Annotated in this window: 13 protein-coding genes; 8 read left to right on the top strand and 5 right to left on the bottom strand. The window is 35.4% G+C overall.

The genetic code is table 11. The features are described from left to right. Positions 1 to 22: 22 nt before the first annotated feature. Both HCX49_RS16690 and HCX49_RS16685 read right to left on the bottom strand, forming a co-directional pair. Complete coding sequence (locus tag HCX49_RS16690) at positions 23 to 829, bottom strand: anti-sigma factor domain-containing protein (RefSeq protein ID WP_168127670.1); 807 nt, start codon at positions 827 to 829, stop codon at positions 23 to 25. Continuing rightward, positions 829 to 1389, bottom strand: coding sequence for an RNA polymerase sigma factor (locus HCX49_RS16685; protein WP_132769506.1), 561 nt, complete (start codon positions 1387 to 1389; stop codon positions 829 to 831). The genes HCX49_RS16690 and HCX49_RS16685 overlap by 1 nt, the downstream gene beginning before the upstream one ends. Positions 1390 to 1749: 360 nt before the next feature. Between HCX49_RS16685 and HCX49_RS16680 the strand changes: the two genes are divergently transcribed. The 7 genes from HCX49_RS16680 to HCX49_RS16650 all read left to right on the top strand — a co-directional run bounded on the left by HCX49_RS16680 (position 1750) and on the right by HCX49_RS16650 (position 13948). After that, positions 1750 to 2274, top strand: coding sequence for a fasciclin domain-containing protein (locus HCX49_RS16680; protein WP_237682846.1), 525 nt, complete (start codon positions 1750 to 1752; stop codon positions 2272 to 2274). A 413-nt stretch (positions 2275 to 2687) separates the two neighbouring features. Then, positions 2688 to 3356, top strand: a complete 669-nt coding sequence (locus HCX49_RS16675; protein WP_168127668.1) for a MarR family winged helix-turn-helix transcriptional regulator — start codon at positions 2688 to 2690, stop codon at positions 3354 to 3356. A 672-nt stretch (positions 3357 to 4028) separates the two neighbouring features. Next, positions 4029 to 5318: a cryptochrome/photolyase family protein gene (locus HCX49_RS16670; protein WP_168127667.1), complete on the top strand. Its 1290-nt coding sequence runs from the start codon at positions 4029 to 4031 to the stop codon at positions 5316 to 5318. An 18-nt stretch (positions 5319 to 5336) separates the two neighbouring features. Continuing rightward, a complete protein-coding gene (idi, locus tag HCX49_RS16665) occupies positions 5337 to 5849 on the top strand; it encodes an isopentenyl-diphosphate Delta-isomerase (protein ID WP_168127666.1) in 513 nt (170 codons plus the stop codon). A 403-nt stretch (positions 5850 to 6252) separates the two neighbouring features. After that, on the top strand, positions 6253 to 9489 hold the full coding sequence (locus HCX49_RS16660) for a SusC/RagA family TonB-linked outer membrane protein (protein WP_206368557.1): 3237 nt from the start codon (positions 6253 to 6255) through the stop codon (positions 9487 to 9489). A gap of 12 nt (positions 9490 to 9501) precedes the next feature. Then, positions 9502 to 11238, top strand: a complete 1737-nt coding sequence (locus HCX49_RS16655) for a RagB/SusD family nutrient uptake outer membrane protein (RefSeq protein ID WP_168127665.1) — start codon at positions 9502 to 9504, stop codon at positions 11236 to 11238. 379 nt (positions 11239 to 11617) lie between these two features. Beyond that, entirely contained in the window at positions 11618 to 13948 is a 2331-nt protein-coding gene (locus tag HCX49_RS16650) for a hypothetical protein (protein ID WP_168127664.1), read from the top strand. Between the two features lie 123 nt (positions 13949 to 14071). Here the strand turns inward: HCX49_RS16650 and gmd are convergent, their stop codons facing one another. From gmd to HCX49_RS16635, 3 genes are all read right to left on the bottom strand, one after another. Beyond that, the gene (gmd, locus tag HCX49_RS16645; RefSeq protein ID WP_168127663.1) at positions 14072 to 15169 is read right to left on the bottom strand and encodes a GDP-mannose 4,6-dehydratase; all 1098 of its coding nucleotides are present in this window, start codon (positions 15167 to 15169) and stop codon (positions 14072 to 14074) included. Positions 15170 to 15205: 36 nt separating this feature from the next. After that, positions 15206 to 16153, bottom strand: coding sequence for a GDP-L-fucose synthase family protein (locus HCX49_RS16640; protein ID WP_168127662.1), 948 nt, complete (start codon positions 16151 to 16153; stop codon positions 15206 to 15208). A gap of 404 nt (positions 16154 to 16557) precedes the next feature. Beyond that, positions 16558 to 18504 carry a polysaccharide biosynthesis protein gene (locus tag HCX49_RS16635; RefSeq protein WP_168127661.1) on the bottom strand — a complete coding sequence of 649 codons (1947 nt, stop codon included), beginning with the start codon at positions 18502 to 18504 and terminating at the stop codon, positions 16558 to 16560. A gap of 632 nt (positions 18505 to 19136) precedes the next feature. On the opposite strand from HCX49_RS16635, the gene HCX49_RS16630 reads away from it, so the two are divergent. Continuing rightward, positions 19137 to 20402 carry a chloride channel protein gene (locus HCX49_RS16630; protein ID WP_168127660.1) on the top strand — a complete coding sequence of 422 codons (1266 nt, stop codon included), beginning with the start codon at positions 19137 to 19139 and terminating at the stop codon, positions 20400 to 20402. Positions 20403 to 20522 lie beyond the last annotated feature (120 nt).

Raw genomic sequence — 20522 nt, 5'->3', positions numbered from 1 at the left:
TGAATTAAAATATAACGAAAGTTTATGTATTTCCCATCACATAAAGTTGTGATAAATTTGGTGTGGGATTTCCTCCCTTTGTCTCTAAGGTTATAGCAAAAGCTTGTGCTTTAGGTATCTGATTCATACTGGTGATCTGGTCAGTATGATCCAAAGGAAATACACCAGCATCTACTGGCTTACCATCAACGATCGCCCAAAGTTGATACTGCATACCTTCTGGAGCAGGAGGTAAATTTTCTAGACTCAGATAAACATCTGTTGTATTGGTGTTCCAGAAAACATGTGCTTTGAGTTTTGGATGTTGCTCTACTCCGGCTAAAGTGATCGTTTTAATCACAGGATCTTGCAAAATAGCCCATTTTTCTTCTAAACTCAGCAATGCTTTTTGAGTAGATTCTTGTTTTGAAACTGATTGTTCCAGCAGATTTTGATTAACAGTAGTTTTATTGTGAAAATAGATATTAGCACCTATACTTAAAGCTAATAAGATAGACGCGGCAATACTCCAGTTTGACGTACTAAATTTGCGCACAGGGGACGGTAGAGCGGACCGTGGAATCAACTCTTCTGTCTTTTCAGCAGATACAATAGGATGATTAGCTTGATCGGATATTTTGCCCCAGATCACTGATTTAAGTTCGACAGGAGGAGACATAGCTTGGACAGTAGCAAAATCTTCTAAAGTTTCTTGTGCCTCTAGAATCGCTTGCTGTACTTCAGTGTTATGCTTACTTATGCACATCAAAACACTCACCTCTTCTTCGCTGGCGAGATTTAGCACATAAGCTTCGATAATTCCTGACGATATGTATTCTTTAATATCCACTAGTATTGGTATTCTTTAAGTATTTTTTTTAATTCTAAAAGTGCTCCTCGTGTACGAGTTTTTACTGTACCTAAAGGAATATTTAGTTTTTCTGCAATTTCCTGTTGTGTGTATCCTTCATAGTAGGCCATTTCAATAAGCTCTTTCCATTCTGCACGAAGTTCATTCAATACGTTTTTAAAACCAATATGATCTACCTGTGTAGAAACACTAAAGTTATGTTTTTCTTTAGCATCTACGATATCTGGAAGAGATTGGTTTTTTTGTTCATTTTGGACGCCTTTTGATTTGATGTAATCAAATGCAGCATTACGGGCTATATTAATGATCCAAGTGTACAGTTTGCCTCGAGAAGCATCGAATGAATCAATATGTTTCCATATTTTGATAAAAACATTTTGAAGTACTTCGTCAGCATATTCCTTGAGTGTAACGATACGAAGAACTAGACCATACAGTGCTCCCGCATAATGATCATAAAGATAATTAAAGGCGCGCTGATCCTTTTTCTGTAATAAGGAAATTAATGTATCTTCTTCTAAGTGGTGTATCGGGCTCAATTAATTAGTCTTTGAGTTCAAAGATATATAATAGGATTAAGAAATTCTATATTTATTTGAATTTTAATTGATTGTACTGGATTTATTGCACACAAACCTATTATTCATTTCTTAAATGAGTGCTCTCGACATAAAGTTGAGGTGACTTATGTTTTGAAATATTTTAATTAAATCAGCTCAGGACCAAGTTTTTTTTTAATGATGTAGCATAAAATGGCGGTGAGATATTTTTAATTTCAAAACGCAATCCAATTGAAGCATTATTTCGTAAGTGATATAAATAGGGTAAATAAAATGATAACCACTAAAAAATAAGAAATGAAAACGAAATTCACTTTTATGACACTCGGTCTATTATTGATGGGTGTACTCTTTTGCGGAAATGTTGCAGCGCAACATGCAAATAAAACTGTAATGGTAGGTGGAGCTGCAATGTATCCAACTAAAAATATTATTGAGAATGCGGTTAACTCAAAGGATCATACCATTTTGGTCGCGGCAGTGAAAGCCGCAGGTTTAGTCGAGACATTGTCTTCTAAAGGACCTTTTACTGTATTAGCTCCAACAAATGAAGCGTTTAATTTATTGCCGAAGGGCACGGTTGAAAAATTATTAAAGCCAGAAAATAAAGGTATGTTAACGAAGGTTTTGACCTATCATGTATTGGCTGGAAAATTTGATTCCGTAGCGATCTTAAAATCTGTTAAGGAAATGGGCGGTAAAGCTGATATGACTACAGTAGAAGGTGGGAAGATTACTTTTTGGACGAAGGGTAAGGATCTTTATGTACGTGATTCTAAAGGAAAAGATGCTAAGGTGGCGATTGCGGATGTTGTCCAATCAAATGGTGTAATTCATGTTATTGACCATGTATTGATACCTTAGGTAATATTTAATGTTGCTAAATGTTTTTGTAATCTTAAGTCTTTTTTGAAAATAAAACTTGTACTTTTTCGGTGATCTTGAGACTTTCGAATATCATTTTAAAAAAGATGTTTCTAAATAAAATAAAAAGCTGTAAATCTATTTTCAAGATAGATTGACAGCTTTTTTATTGAGGACCGATTTTGTGATCCTGTACTATTGGTTTTAAAAGGGGAATTAATTTTTGAAAAATTATTCCTTAAAACAACTTTGATAGGGTAAAGTTTTAAAACATATTATGTGAGAATTTAAACAATATCAAAAAAATATTTAGAGTAATAATCAACTATATTTCAATATTAAATTTTAAAAATGTACATTTATGAAAATAAATAGAATATTTTTATTCTATTTATTTATTCAATGTATAAATCATGAATTACAATTTATTAAGAGATACTATTGAACTACTTGAAAAGTTTGAAAAAAATAAGCAAGAAAGTGGAAAGTATAGTGAAGACAGTGCAGGCTTTCAGCAATTTATAGTTGATCATTACAAAGGCATAGTTCCTGCAGAGCCGGATTGGGAGGGAAAGGAAAACGGGCGAAATCCTGAGAGTGTTATTAATACACTAATCGTGCAGATGAACAGATTTGCAAAAACTTACTCTAAAGCGGCTATACATGAGTCAGATTTTTCTACGCAGGAAGATTTTATTTATTTAATTAACCTGAAGGTTTTTGGGCCAATGATAAAAATGGAACTTATAAAACGTAATATCCATGATAAACCTTTTGGTATGCAGATCATTAATCGGTTGATTCACCAAAAATGGGTAGGTCAGGTCGACTCAGAGGATGATAAAAGGAGTAAAGTCATTTCAATTACAGATGAGGGACTGCGCGTTCTTGAGAATCAGATGGATAAAATTCGTAAAGCCAGTCTAATTGTCACAGGAGATCTGACCCGTCCTGAAAAAATGGAATTATTACGTTTATTACAAAAATTGGAGAAATTTCATCAACCGATATATGATCAAAATATTGACGTTGCAGATTTACTTACTTCTGTTGCTGAAAACTATCCTTTGTCAAAGAATTAGATCCGTTAGCAGAAAATTGCTTAGGTAAATAAGAGTGTTAAGATCGTTGCTTGGGGTTGCTTTTTGATCGTCAAAGCCATTTTAATAAATATTTCCGAGCATTTTTAAGAACAAGTATTATAGTTTCGGCTCTTTTCATTTAATGGAATATACAGTTAACTAAAATGAGTGTTTGGTAAGTTTAAGTACAGCTTATACCATGCCTTTTCAATTATTTAGTTTGCCAATTGAAGAATGGTTATTTTTTATATATACTATTTGCATGTATTTTTAACTATTTCTGTCTCGACAAATTTTTTAATCTTAATTGGTCAAATAAATTCATCACTTGAACAGAAAATATATCAAACTATTAAGGCATTGATAACTACTGGAACTGGACTATATTGCACTTTATAGCCAAAGTGAACGGGAGTGGAAAAGTGCCTTTGTTTATCTTTTCTTAATGAATGTTTTTTAAGGTAAATGGTGTACTCGCCGCAACTGGATGGGAATCTCCTATAGTGATTATGGATCAAATACTCAATATTCGCAGATTGAACATTAAGTATAAGATGCGATTTATGGTTATAGGCAGTTTATGCTCAATAATTATTCTTTTTAACGATTTCAAAAAAAATAATTAATCGCAAGCTATATATTAATCGTATGTACGGTGAAAAAATAAGAAATATGAAGGATAAGGTTGTTATATTTTGGTTCAGACGTGACCTACGTTTAGAAGATAATGTGGGATTACAGCAGGCTGTTGCATCGGGTTACCCTGTGCTCCCTATATTTATTTTTGATACGACTATACTTCAAAAGTTGGAAACTGACAAAGATCGACGAGTGGATTATATTCACCAAGCTTTGAATTCACTAAATAGTACTTTGCATAATTATGGATCAACGGTGCAGACTTATCACGGTAAACCACTTGAGATTTTTGAGATTATTACTAAAATTTATGACGTACAAGGTGTATACTGTAATAGAGATTATGAACCACAGGCAATAAAAAGAGATAAGCTGATAGAATCGTACCTGAAAGAGCGAGACATTCAATTTAATACTTACAAAGACCAGGTTATATTTGAAAAGTCGGATATTGTTAAAGATGACGGCAACCCCTACAGTGTATACACTCCCTATTCGAGAAAATGGAAAAGCCTATTGGTTCCTCAGAATTATGCCTCTGTAGTAGTTTCTGCAAAACATTTTTATAAGACTAATCCATTGAAAATTACAGAGCTAGAGGTATTGGGCTTTCAGAAAACGGATATAATATATGAAAAGCCTAATTTAGAACTGGAGATTATAAGCGATTATGATAAAAAGCGTGATTTTCCTGCATTAGATCATACAACACACTTAGGTATTGCCCTGAGATTTGGCACAATCTCAATCAGATCGTGTGTAACGTTTGCTTTGAAATATAATGAGACATGGCTTTCTGAATTGATCTGGAGGGAATTTTTTATGCAAATACTGTATCACTATCCACGCGTAGTCACGCATAGTTTTAAACCAAAATATGATTCGATCGTATGGCGAAATAATGAAGCTGAATTTCAGCTTTGGTGTTCCGGGAAAACGGGTTATCCGATTGTTGATGCAGGCATGAGGCAACTCAATGAAACGGGATTTATGCATAATAGGGTAAGAATGATTACGGCTAGTTTTCTTTGTAAACATCTTCTTATTGACTGGCGTTGGGGTGAAGCATATTTCGCTCAAAAATTAGTGGATTATGACCTAGCTTCAAATAATGGTAACTGGCAATGGATAGCGGGGTGCGGATGTGATGCTGCTCCATATTTTCGCATTTTTAATCCAACGGCGCAAACTTTAAAATTTGATGCTGATTTGACTTATATCAAGACTTGGAATCCGGATTATTGCATGAGTCTCCAAGCACCGATAATACCTCATGAAATAGCAAGGGAGAGAGCGCTTAAGGCATATAGACAAGCATTATAAATATATTATTTAAAAAATATGGTTAGAAATAAGGTTGTATTGGTTGATGAACAAGACCGGGCATTAAGTGAAATGGATAAAATGGATGCACATAAAATAGGAGCTTTGCATCGCGCATTTTCAATCTTTATATTTAATAGTAACGGAGAGATGCTCATTCATCAACGGGCGAATCATAAATATCATGGTGGTGGGTTATGGACAAATGCTTGTTGCTCGCATCCACAATGGGATGAAGATATTGAGGAGAGCGCAAAAGAGCGCTTGCAATTTGAAATGGGATTACAATGTGAACTGAAAAGAGTGTTTTCATTTATTTATCATACCCCTGTGGAAAATAATCTCATCGAACACGAATATGATCACGTACTTGTGGGATATACGGATAGGGAACCTGTACCTAATGTCAATGAAGTCATGAATTATAAGTGGATCGATCGGTTAGATCTGCTTCAACAGATTGCTGCTGAGCCCGATGCCTTTACCTATTGGTTTAGAATAGCCTTGCCCCAAATCATAAAACATATATAGTGCGGTTTAGTTACTTGAATTTTAAAATTTAAGTTATTACTAAATCTCGTTTCTTCGGAGGTGATTAACTCTAAAATCTTAGCAGCACCTGAATATATGTTTCTTTTTAGATGTTGTGATTACTAAATAACTTTCTACTGGGATTATCTGAGATATGATATACCATATGTGTATAGTGCTTTTACCATTTTTATTTTCCTATATCGAAGTATGATGCAAAATTATACTGTGTTTATTTTTGCATGTTCTTGCAAAATATTTTAACACATCTTTTTTCTACATCGTTTTCGTATGCCGTGCAATCGATTGCTTAGTCTGAGCGATAGTATACGTGGTTTTTTTTTGTTTAGACTTGTTTCACTATAACCAAATGTTACACGAATAAAAACCTAATACATAGAATATGGTTAAAAACAATTACTCAAATAAGAAGGAGTGGTCAAGATTATATTGTCATCTTGCACTTTTAACTCCACTTTCGCTGACCATGCTACCTAATCTGGCAAGTGCAAATATGCTTTCGCCCAAGGTATTGGTGTACACTCAATCTATAGTGCAACATAACATTTCTGGTAAAGTGGTTGATGCAACTGGTAGGGGTATCAGCGGTGTTACAGTGAGAGAAAAAGGAGGCAAAAGCTCCACTTCAACAGATAACAATGGAAGCTACACTCTTGCAGTAAGTTCCCTCAACCCCATTTTGGTATTTAGTTCAATCGGTTATATCAGTCAGGAAATTGCTGCAACAAGTGCCGCAATGGTAACTTTGAAACCAAATGAAGATATTCTTGAAGAGGTCGTGGTAGTTGGGTATGGTAATCAAAAGAAAACCAATCTAACGAGTGCAGTTTCACAGATCGATGCAAAAGTATTAAAGGATCGACCTGCACCTACAGTAGTCAATATGCTCCAAGGCGCCGCTCCGGGACTTGTAATCTCTAGACAATCAGGTCGACCCGGAGCACAAGGATTAGATATTCAGGTGCGCGGAGCTACTTCTGCAAATGGCAGTGTTTCCCCCTTAATTGTAATTGATGGAGTAATCAGTTCGGAAGCAACTTTTACGGCATTGAATCCGAATGATATTGAGAATATTAGTGTGCTTAAAGATGGGGGCGCGACTGCTATTTATGGTGCTCAATCTGCAGGAGGAGTATTATTAGTTACAACAAAGAAAGGACAGAAAGGTAGAAACCGTATTTCTTTGATGAGTAATATGGCTTGGCAACAACCGGCCAATATGCCTAAAAGATTATCGTTGATCGATGAAATGAACTATGTTAACCTTGGTAAAATTAATGCGGGTGATGCACCTGAATATAATGCCGAAGATCTGGATTATGCTGTTAATGGCCCTACTTTTGTTTTAGGGGCCAACAACCTTTGGAGAACATATAATCGGGAAAGCATAATTGACCAGACCGTGCGTAAATCTTATAACCTATATAATCATAACCTGCAGTTTTCCGGTGGTAGCGATAATATTACCTACATGGCTTCTTTAGGTAATATGACGCAACAGGGAATGTTCAAAGTTGGAGAAGATCATTTTGAACGGTGGAATGCACGTCTTAACCTTTCTGCGCGTGTCAATTCGTATCTTAAGCTGGATCTGGGAAGTTCCTTTATCGATCAAGCAACAGATAACCCGCAAGACGGGGGCTATGGCATTGATGGTGGTGGAAATGGTTTATTAAGACAGTTGTATTCTTCACGAATGCGTTTTCCACTTTACAACGAAGATGGTACTTATTATCGCAGTGGTACATCATCGGCATTTGGCTATGCTTTATTGAAAGATGGTGGCTTTAACAGGGATCGCAGCAGTACATATTTCAATAATGTGACAGCAACGGTTAATAATTTTGTGAAGGGACTCGAAGTGAAAGCGATGTATAGCCGTGAAGATATTAATAGACAAAATAGAAATTTTAGAAGAACGGTTACATATTTTTCTGGTCCTTTACCAACTTCAGCGACTCAATTAAATAATCCAAATAATTATTCAATAACGGATTATAAAACCATTAGACAGAATTATCAAGCTATCATAGACTATGACTTTAAGCTATCTTCGGATCATAATTTTCATGTGATGGGCGGCTACCAGTTGTATACTTATGATTATCAAACGGTAAATGCAACAACCAAAAATCTGTACGTGAATGATAATCCAAGTCTAAATTTTACGACAGATGCGTTAAATAAATCAAATTTACAACTGGGTGAGCGGGAAAAGATGCAATCCTACTTTGGACGCTTCAATTACAATTACAAAGAAAAATATCTTTTTGAAGCTACTGTACGGAGTGACGAGAGTTCCCGCCTATCTGTCGGTGACCGTGTGAAAGTTTTTCCTTCGTTTTCTGCTGGTTGGAATATGTCTAAGGAATCTTGGTTTGATGGTATTTCAGGAGTTTTTGATGAATTGAAACCACGCGCCTCTTGGGGTAAAGTAGGTTCAAAACAGGGAATAGGCTATTATGACTTTATCTCTCAGTTGTTAAGTAAATCAGATGTTGTGCTAGGAGATGTTAGACAGACCTATTTGTATCAGGATTTATTACCTGCTGTTGGTTTATCCTGGGAAACTGTAGAAACTCAAAACTTTGGTTTGGATTTCAGTTTAATGAACAGAAAATTGAAAGGATCGTTTGATTATTATAATAAATTTAACAATAACATGTTGGTGGAGGTCAGTTTACCTGAAACCTTAGGTATTAGAGTGCCAAAATCCAATGACGGAAAGTTGAAAACCTGGGGATGGGAAGCCGCAATAAGTTATAATGATAAAGTAGGTCAAGACTTTACATATGGTGTGGCTTTTAATTTAGCAGACAATCAGAATAAATTAGTTAAATATGGTGGTGCAAATGATATAATAAACGGTGGGGTAAATGAAAGAGTAGAAGGGTATGCGCTGAATTCAATATGGGGATACCTAACGGACGGTTATTTTCAAAATGAGACAGAAGTTGCACTGGCTCCAAGTTATAAAGATTTTATCAATAAAACAGGAGTTCCTGGAATTGGCGATGTACGATACAAAGATATTGATGATGATAAGAAGATTGGTATAGGTGATGGTAAACTTAGCAATACCGGTGATCTGGTATATCTAGGAGATATCAACCCACGTTACCAGTTTGGTTTTAATGTTAATATGGGCTACAAGAATTTTGATTTTAGCTTCTTTATTCAAGGAATTGCAAAACGTAAGTTTAAGCCAAGCAATGAATTGATCCAACCTTTATTGTATTCGTATTATTTACCGGTGAGTTTCCAAACCGATTATTGGACCCCTGATAATAGGGATGCTGCTTTTCCAAGACCATATTTAAGTGGGGATCATAATTTTCAGAGTTCTGATAAATGGTTTTTGAATGGTGCTTATGCTCGATTAAAAAATATTCAGCTAGGCTATACCTTAACCAAAGAAAAGTTACCTAGATTACCCTTTTCTAGAGTTCGCATATATGCATCAGGTGAAGATTTATTGACATTCTCTAAGATGGGTGTCTTTAAAGGAAGTATTGATCCTGAAATGAAAACGACAGATAAGAATGAACCAACACGTACGATCTCTAATCCTTATCCCTTTACGACTTCGTTCTCATTTGGTTTAAACATTGATTTTTAATTGATTATCATCATGAATAAAAGATTTATATATTTACTATTAACTTCTCTATCATTCGGTTCTGTTGTTTCCTGTGATATACATGAAGTTCCCGAAACAACTGTAAGTGATGTTAACTTCTGGAATACAGTGAGCGATCTGCGTATGGCAGCGAACTATTTTTATAGTACGCTCCCTGGTTTAACATTAAAGGACGTATCGATGGATAACTGGTCTACAGATGCTTATCCCAACAATAATGGGGATAAAATCAGTGATGGTTCCCGCGTAAAACCAGCGGAAAGTGATGATTATGATTATTACAAAATATTTCAGGCTAATCAACTTATCGAAAAATCCCAGCAGGTACTGGACAAAGGAGGGAATGCAACACAGGTAGGCTGGTATGTTGGAGAGGCTCGTTTCTTTAGAGCACTTTATTATTTCGAAATGTTTAAACGTTTTGGTGGTGTACCGTTAATCACTAAGACAATGGGGGTTGATGACCCTGATGTATATTTACCAAGAGCAAGTCGTGATGAAATACTCAAATTAATTTTTGATGATCTGGATTATGCAGCTTCTGTTTTACGGACTGCAGATGAAATAAATGCGGCGAAAGAATATGGACGAATATCTAAAACAGGAGCCTTGGCGTTGAAATCTCGTATTGCACTATTTGAAGGTACTCGTGAGAAATATCATCATTACGGAGATGCAACCAAGCACCTTACGATGGCTAAAGATGCGGCAGAAGCAGTGATCAGCTCAAATGTTCATAGTTTGTTTACGCAAAAAAGTACTGGTACAAAAGGCGAAGTGCTGAATAATGCTTACTTTAATCTTTTTCAGGAAGCTGGTGATGGCCGTGCTAATAAAGAAAATATCGTTGCAAAAGTATATGGGGTAAGCCGTGAAAATGCCATTGTATCAACTGCTGTGCAGCGTTACTACGAAGGAGGGACAATCGTACCCACACAAAACTTTGTAGATAACTATTTAATGGCAGATGGACTGCCTATTGATAAATCACCGTTATACCAAGCACCGGATAAAACGATGACACATGCTCAGTACTTTAATAAGAAAGATCCGCGCATGAGCTTTACCTTATTCAAACGTGGAGATGAGTTTATATCGAGCAGTGATTACACAATTCCACATCCCACACAACAAAGAAGTGGTTATGGTATACGTAAATACGCGAATAAGAATTTCTGGAATTTGCAGGCATCTTATATAGATAGACCTTTTATACGCTATGCTGAGGTTTTGTTAAATTATGCTGAAGCGGTGTATGAATTGAATGGAGCTATCTCCGACATTGTTTTAGACCAGACGATCAATGCGCTGAGAGATAGATTGCCACAGATTAATATAGGGACGGATACTAATCCTAATTTTGTAAGTATGGCTAAGCTGACGAATGCTTTTGTCAATGCCAACGGCTTAAATATGCTGACGGAAATACGGCGTGAGCGTAAAGTGGAACTGTCTTTTGAAGGCTTAGCTTATTGGGATTTGATACGTTGGAAGACTGCTGAGTTCGAATTGCCAAAAACACTTTATGGAAGTTATCTATTTAGTGAGTACTTAACCGACTCTGGTCAGAAATGGGATGCATCGACAATGAAGGTTAACGATAAAAATTATATCATACTTCAAGATGCATCGTTGAGAAGGTTTGATGAAAAAAAGGATTATTTATGGCCATTGCCAACTTCTGAAATCGCTAGAAATGAAAAGTTAGAACAGAACCCTAACTGGTAGTATTGAAAAAAAGCACGGGATTTAATTTCGTGCTTTTTTACTTTTAGTGATACCCATTTAAATTCTTAACAGAGTAAAATCTGTTACCTTGCTTAGCAAGGATAGTATGACGATATCATATGTCATACAGTTTCTCAAGTAAATGTATTTTTTCTTTTATACTATTTTAATCTTATCATTATCAGAAGAAAGATTGGAATTTAGACAAGATGAATTGCTAAAACCTTTATTATGAAGTGAGGTGTGAACATTAGTTGAAAATTCAAATTATGATATTTTAATAGCTTAAAAATTTTATACTTAAGTATTATGATTTATTATTACTTTAGATGGGAATTGCTAACCATTCAATTTTATAAACCAAAGCCATAATAAATACATGAAAGTACTGCGCTTCATTACCTTTTTTTATTTAATTTCTCTTAGTCTTTTTACACAGGCACAATCAATCTCCAAAATAGCGATTCACTTGGATCGAACCGAGTATTTTCCTGGGGATACAATCTTGTTTAAGGGATATGTAGTGACGGATGGTGTTTTGGATAGTGCTACACGAAATGTCTATATTGATTGGGCTGATGGAGAGGGAGCGGTACTGGAAAATAATGTTTATGTTGTGGTTGATGGAGTTTTTGCAGCTCAGTATTTGGTGCCTAAGAACTACACTGAACATCGGATTTTATTGAATGCTTTTACAAAAAACACGGTTGATTTTCCTAATCTGATTTATGATAAAAGTATTGCTATTTATCAAAAAGAGGAGAAAATTGTATTGAATGGCGGAATGAGTCAAATACCAGAATTGATAATGTATCCGAAAATAAAACAGATGCTGCTTCATGAGCCAGTTGGATTCCTCTTTAAAAATCCAGCAAATAGTTCTTTTAAGGGACGAATCAAAACTGTCGATGGAAAGGTGGTTGAAGAATTTGAAAGCGATGAAAATGGAGAAGTCAATGTATTCCTAACTCCTGAGTCCAACGAATATATTTTGGAATGGCAGATGGTAGGTGGTGGAAAAATTAAAACAGTATTACCTAACGTTGTTGATCATGGTTATAAGATAACTGTAGGAGAAAGTACAGATAAATATAAACTGACGGTTTCTAAAGTTGGAAAAACTAGCGATGAGGTTATTGTTCAAGCTTATCTCGATCACCAGAAATTATTTGATGAAAAAGTAATCATGCAGGATGGGCAAGATGTAAAAACACTTGTATTGCCAAAGGATGGATTAGTAAATGGTGTTCTACAATTTTTGCTGTACGATATAAATGGAAATCTATTACAAAAAGAAGGTTTGATCACTAAAAGTCAAGAAACTTTTATAACGCCAGATGTTAGCTTTGTCAATCGTTCTTCGGAACCATTGGGGAAAAATTTGTTACGTGTTCAATTGCCAGAAGGTGAGCTGGCGAATGTTTCAGTTTCTATTATTGATGGAATTTTTCCATTAGATAGCACTGCTACGATGATATCAGATCTCTTATTTAAAAATATAGCAAAAAAGCCATTTGAAAATCAATTTGTTCAAGACATTACTAAAGATGAGCGATACATTGCAGCGTTATCCAAAGATGAATTTATTATACCAGATAATGGTAAAAGTAAACCAGATGATATATTACTATTACATGGTAAAATGGAGTTAAAAGAAAAGGGTAAGAAAAAAATAGAAAAGACTTTAGACAACTTAGCTGAGGATGGAAAAGCGAAGCGTGGTATTTCATTTGGGTATCAAGGTGAACTGGACCCGGTTATGCGTTATATGGAAGTACCTTTTGATGGCGAGAATAGTTTTAAAATAACGGACTATGTTCCATTTGATACCGTACAGTTACGTGTCACGCAGGTGGAGGATAAAATGAGGTTTATACCTTTTAAAGTAAATTATACTTTTTATGACCTGTCCAAGGTAGATACTTTGAGAAATATACCATATGCAGGATCGTTATGGATCAACCCGGAAGTAGAAAAAAATCCGTTACTTGATAATTTTAGAACTCGGTATATGGCGACTTTGTTGAAAAGGGATATAACCAAACTTGATACAGTAAAGATTAGCGGCAAAATAGTAAATGAACTAAGGGTAAAAGATTTGAATAATAAATATGCTAAAAGTGGACTATTTTCAAAAGATGGAAGGGGCATAGATATTCAGGGCGACAAAGAGGCCAAAGGTAGTTTTAACCTGTTTACTTATCTACAGCTGGGTAAGATTGCAGGATTACAGATTATTAGTCAACCCATGACAAATGTGCCAATCGTGAAATTTAAAAGTGATGTTGTCGCATATTATATCAATGAGATCGAAACAACTGCGGAGGAAGTAAGCTACCTGGCTATGAATGAAATTGCTTATGTGAAGGTAATTGAAGGACCTACGCCAACGGTTAGTCGTGGATCTGTGGTCGCCGTTTATACGCTCCCGTCCTCTGAAGTGGTACGAGATAGGGGAAGGTTAGTTGATTTGCAGAAAGTTAAAGGATATACATCACTCCGCCCTTTTCAGAGTGTAAATGAAAATTTAAATTTAAGCGGTTTTGGAGATCGTATTACATTGTACTGGAATCCCATACTGGTTTACTATAAGAACGTTGCAGCAAAAGAGATCGAATTTTTAAATAATAATCGAGCAGGAAAGGTACAGGTAACTATCCAAGGTATCACAAAATCGGGAAAACTCGTGTATTTTCAAAAAGTAATGTAGATGGATAAGTAAAGACTAATAGGAGAACGTTTGAAAATTTGTCTTCAAAATAAAATAGGGTAGTGCATCAACTCATTGCAATGCACTACCCTAATTTATTTTGAACGTTATGAGAGGTCGTATCTATTTAACCTGTGAATGATTGGCTAGTAAGAAATCTCTTTTGACTAAAGCAACATCACATTCCATCATTTCTTTTACTAAACCTGCAAGATCGTATTTCGGCTTCCACCCTAATTGTGTGTTTGATTTAGTTGGGTCACCTACCAATAAATCGACTTCAGTCGGTCTGTAATATTGTGGATCAACTTTTACAACAACTTTCCCGATTTCTAATTGATAATCGAGGTGATTACAGGCTTTTACTTTTGCAACTTCAGCAGCTTCACTGCCTTCAAATTCGAGTTCTATACCTATTTCAGCAAATGCCATACGTACAAACTCACGAACAGAAGTGGTTACCCCTGTTGCGATGACAAAATCTTCGGCTACATCTTGTTGCAAGATAAGCCACATGGCTTCCACATAGTCTTTTGCATGCCCCCAATCGCGCTGTGCATTGAGATTACCTAAGTATAAGCATTCTTGTTTGCCGTGTGCAATGGCAGCTGTAGCCATCGTAATCTTGCGAGTAACAAAAGTTTCACCTCTTCGTGGCGATTCGTGGTTGAAAAGAATACCATTGCAAGCATACATCTTATATGCTTCACGATAGTTTTTCGTAATCCAAAAACCATAGATCTTTGCGACTCCATAAGGTGATCTCGGATAAAATGGTGTAGTTTCTTTCTGAGGAACTTCTTGAACCAAACCGTATAATTCGGAAGTAGATGCTTGATAAATCCGTGTTTTTTTCTCTAGACCTAAGATGCGTACAGCTTCAAGAATACGTAATGTTCCGATACCGTCGACATTCGCTACATATTCTGGTGAATCAAAAGATACTTTAACATGTGACATCGCCCCCAGATTGTAAATTTCATCAGGTTGTACTTCTTGAATGATACGGATGATATTAGTTGAATCGGTCAAATCTCCATAATGCAACTTAAAATTGACATGGTTTTCATGTTGGTCCATATAAATATGGTCAATACGCTGTGTGTTGAAAGAGGATGCTCTACGTTTGATACCATGTACCATATAGCCTTTTTCTAATAATAGTTCTGCTAAATATGAGCCATCCTGTCCGGTTACACCAGTGATTAATGCAATTTTCATCTTAATTATATGCTTAATTTAAGTAGTATTGAATACTTATAATTTTACTTTTTTGTAGTTATCCTGATTTTCTAAAAACCATTGATAGGTAGTCTGAATACCATCCTTTAATTCAATTTGATGTTTCCATCCCAATTCATGCATCTTACTTACGTCCATAAGTTTGCGTGGAGTTCCATCGGGTTTACTGCTGTCCCAGTTAATTTCTCCTTGGTGACCGACAACAGATTGAATGAGAGTGGCTAAATCTTTGATACTAAGATCTACTCCTGTACCGACATTATATAAGTACTCGGGAAGCTTATTTTCTAATGCAAATGCAACAGCTCGCGCCAAATCATCCACAAATAAAAATTCGCGCATCGGACTTCCAGATCCCCATAAGTTGACTGTGGTATGTCCTTCTAATTTCGCTTCGTGAAATTTTCGAATCATCGCTGGCAGGACATGTGAACTTGTGAGATCAAAATTATCATGTGTGCCATATAAATTTGTAGGCATAAGGCTAACATAATCTTTTCCAAATTGATTACGTATCGCCTGACATGCTTTAACCCCCGCAATCTTTGCCAAGGCATACCATTCGTTTGTTGGCTCTAGACTATCCGTCAATAAACTGGATTCTTGTAAAGGCTGAGGTGCAAATTTGGGATAAATACAAGAAGAACCTAGGAAAATAAACTTTTCAACATCGTTTTGTAATGACTCGTTTATAAGGTTGTTTTGAATTTGCATATTATCCATCAAAAACTGATAAGGATAATTGTTATTGGCTAATATACCACCTACCTTTGCCGCAGCATCAATTACAATGGCTGGCTTTTCATTCCTGAAAAATTCCTGTACTTCGGACTGGTTTCTTAAATCCAATTCAGCAGAACTACGTAAAATGAAATTATGATAACCTAAGTTCTCTAAATTTCTTTTGACTGCTGAACCAACCATACCACGATGACCTGCTATATATATTTTTTTGTCTTTCATCTTTGTTCTTACTCTATTTGCAAACTGGATGATATGAAAAAGGAAATCAGTATTGCTAAATTATGCCTCATTATATTGAACTCTTTGAATACATATAAATTTGACTACCGGATTCTCATCCAAAATACTTGAATCGAATGAATTTATTTTTTATAAATAGCAACTCGATGAAGAATTCGATGGCAAATTACGAAAGAATAATTGGAATTGTATGAGAAATAATTGTATTAAAATATTTGAAGAGAGCCTTTATAGATGGGTAATTTCATTGTGAAACAAACAGGAGGTTAAGACAACGACTGTTCATCTTTTATTCACAGATATAAACTCAAAAAAAATAACCCGCTTATACTTAGTAAAGCGGGTTATTTATTGTTTTGTAACGATATTTAATTTGTCGCATATTAAGTGTTTAAAGTAACTTTTTCTTCAAGATGTTCGTCCAAATCTTTAAATATCGAATTTTGTGACTTAAATTCTGGAACAATTTTCTTGAGCTGTAGCACCAGTTGCATGTCATTGATATCACTTTTGTCAAACGAAGTAATGTCACGGCTCAACTGCTCAATTAGATGACATTTTTCAGCTATGTCTTCTCGATTTACTTGAGCGATCATAATTTTAGGATGATGCGTTTTTTGTGTATTCTCATCATTCGCTAATAATTCCTCAAATATTTTCTCGCCTGGTCTTAAGCCTACGATCTTAATATCAATATCTTCAGGATAACGGTAACCTTTCAGCTTGATCATGCGCTTGGCCAAATCTATAATTTTGACAGATTTACCCATATCAAAAACAAAGATTTCTCCACCATTGCCCATGACACCAGCTTCTTGAACTAATAGACAAGCTTCTGGTATAGTCATAAAATATCGTGTGATGTCTTCATGTGTCAGTGTCAATGGCCCACCTTGCTCCATTTGTTTTTCAAATAATGGAATAACGGATCCATTTGACCCTAATACATTCCCAAATCGTGTAACAATGAAATTGGTTTTTCCTAATGCGCTACAGCTGTTGACATATATCTCAGCCGCCCGCTTTGTTGCCCCCATGACATTAGTTGGGTTGACAGCTTTGTCTGTAGATACCATGACAAACTTATGGATACCATATGCAACAGCCAAATCTGCCATATTTTTACTGCCAATTAAATTGGTCCAGATAGCTTCATATGGGTTTTGTTCCATTAAAGGAACATGTTTATACGCCGCCGCATGAAAAATCATCTGTGGGCGATAACGTTTAAAGATACGTTCCAAAAATAACTTATCACGAACGTCACCAACAATACATTTAACGCGATCGGGATGAGAAGCTTTTAGTGATTGTTGAAGATCGTAAAGTGGTGATTCGGCTTGATCCAATAAAATAAGGTGACGGTAATTGCGTTGTGAAATCTGACGGGATAATTCTCCTCCGATCGAACCGGCAGCACCAGTTATCAAAATTACTTTATTGTCCAATTCTGCATCAATTCCCGGATTTTCAATCTTAATCGCTTTTCTTCCTAATAAGTCCTCAATCTTTAGTGGACGAATCTCACGTTTGGCACCAGAATTTAACATAACCCGTGAATTCGGCATGATTTTCAGTTCAAGATTCAGTTGTTGAAAATGGTCTGTTACTTGTACTAACCTTTCGGGATCATTGTTTTCCACTGCAATAATAACTTCTGATATATTGAATTGGTCAATGAAGGCTTGATCTATTTTTTCTAGATAGAGTATACGTAATCCCGTAATACGTTTACCTACACGTGAAACTTTATCTTCGACAAACGCAACAACATGATTTTTGATACGGCGGTCTTCACGTAAAAGTGAGTAAGCTACTAATCCAGGTCTGGAAGCTCCAAAAATTAATACATTTCGATTTTTCCGATTGGGAAGAAAAAGCATGTCATAAATGCTTCTGTAAGTCACACGTGCTGCAACCAACATCACCATGGTGAAAAAGCTGTGCATAAAAAGTATGATGTACGAGAGGCGTAAGAAATCGCCAGCAATGGTTCCTTTTGGAATATAGTAACGAATAGCAATCGTTGGTATTGCTAACAACATAAATGCTAACCAGACAGTTTTAAAAATCTTTATCGCATCTTGAATACCAGTTTGACGAATAATTCCCTTATAGGTTCCCATTATCGAGAAAGCAAAGCTGTACACCAGTAAAATAAGAAGACTTTTCTTCAGCATCATAGCCGTCGAATATTGTTCATGTATACTATTAAAAATGAAATTAGAAATAGCATAACAGACAAATACGATAAACAAATCAATTAAAAGAATAACCCATCTTGGATTGTCTTTTCGAAATTTTCTCTTTAGCAACGTAAGGTTAATCATGAAACATGTTTCAAATAGTAGGTGATTTTATTACAATAACTTTGATATAAGATAGATGTTGAAACAACTACCTAATTTTAAAAATTGTTGGTTTTAGTTGTCAGTAATACCCTATTCAAATTTCCCATCATGAAGTAAAAATCGTGCCAAGATATTCATGATAATAAAATATGATTAATAAAAGGAATACTGCTAACAGCTAATTCGGCCATTGGTCTACTAAATAAGTAAAAGGAATAAAAGATGTAAAAAATAATCTGTTCCAATTTATTCTAGTTCTTTTCTTTCATCATTTATTGTAAAATGATATATTCATTGTCCAATGGCTTGTAGCTACAAATCTACATAAATTTAATTGTTACAGTGATTTTTTTTCTCTTTCAAGGGATAATTTTTGTTAAATATTCGAGGAATAACTGAAAAATAATTCATTATACTGATTTAAATAGTTCAGTATTTGAGATAACATTTTATATGTTACTGAGGTGCTGTTTGATTTTCTGTTTGTATGTACAGTTTTATATTCATGGATTAACAATGGTAGTAGCTTAGATATTGCACAGTTTTTCTTGCAAATACTTGAATTACTGCATTTTTTTATGGTAGCTTTGCGCCAGAATAGGAAATCGATCATGAAAGATAAAATAAAACTGTACAGTTATTTTAAGCTTATGATAGGCAGTATTATTATCGCTGTGCTATCTGGACTTTTGGCGTATACACTTAAACACCTCACTACCCATTGGCAAGATTATCTGTTTGAGCATGTGTCGCAAATAAATCATTATCTCTATATTATTTTTCCATCCATAGGTATTACCATCATCTATTTTTTAAGGAAATACGTATTTCAAAATAAAAAAAATAAGGGCATTCGTGAAATTTACCGGTCACTGGATACACGTCAGGATCATCTTCCATTATATAAAATTCCATCACATTATATAAACGGTTTTCTTACGGTTATTTTTGGAGGATCTACAGGTATAGAGGTTTCTACTGTAGTGGCTACTGCTACATTAGGCAACCAGATGAGTAAAGGAGGCTGGGCACCGATGAAATATAAGCGTGAACTAATTTGTGCTGGCGTGACAGCGGGTGTCGCCGTGTTGTTTGGAACTGTTTTAGGCGGTTGGTTTTTTGCTATTGAGGTGATCGCTCGAGGATTAAAGAAAACTGTTTTATTGAGCTGTACAATAGCTGGAATTGTCGCTTATGTAGGGATACATTTTTTTGAAAAAGAACCATTGTTATCCTTTCCAGTTGTGGAGTGGCATTGGTATGGACTGCCGTTTATGATGTTGGTCGCTGTATTCGGAGCAGTATTGGCTAATTATTTTATGAAACTGGTCTTGACTTCTAAAAAACTTTTTGCTCGAATAAATAGTAATTTTTTGAGAGTTAATATTGGTGCACTTACCGTTGGAAGTTTTATTTTGTTCTTTCCAGCCTTGTACGGAGATAGTTATCACGGTCTTCAGCAAATGATCAAATTATCTACAGCATCACAGGGAGCAGTGATGATTCCGATATCATTACTGATTCTGGTCATATTGAAACCCTTGGTCGCATCCCTTACTTTGGGCGCCGGTGGTGATGGTGGAGTATTTGCGCCAAGTATTGTTGCTGGGGCTTTTTTGGGTATGGCAGTGGCATTGTGTTGCAATATGATTTTTGGTTTAGATTTATTGATTTTAAATTTTGCCTTGGTAGGTGCCGCTTCGACATTAGCAGCTGCTATTCATGGTCGTTTCACTGCCTTGTTCTTGATCTGCAGTATGGCTCCGGGTGCATATATCCTACTATTTCCAGTGGCAACTGCAGTATTGATCGCTTATGCCGTAGCAAAAAAGATAAACCCTTACAATGTCTATACAGATCCTGAAATAGCAAAGTAGTGGCTATATTTCGTGCTTGTGTCATATTTTTTTAATAAAAGATGATAAAGTCTTTTATTGTTTTTATCTTTGTGAGACTTAGAGATGAGTTTATTTATTTTAGGTTTATCATATAAAAAT

The organism is Sphingobacterium sp. B16(2022), assembly GCF_012030425.1.
Classification (GTDB): Bacteria; Bacteroidota; Bacteroidia; order Sphingobacteriales; family Sphingobacteriaceae; genus Sphingobacterium; species Sphingobacterium anhuiense.
The sequence above is the reverse complement of the archived record's forward strand: the minus strand, read 5'-3'. Positions and strand labels throughout refer to the sequence as shown.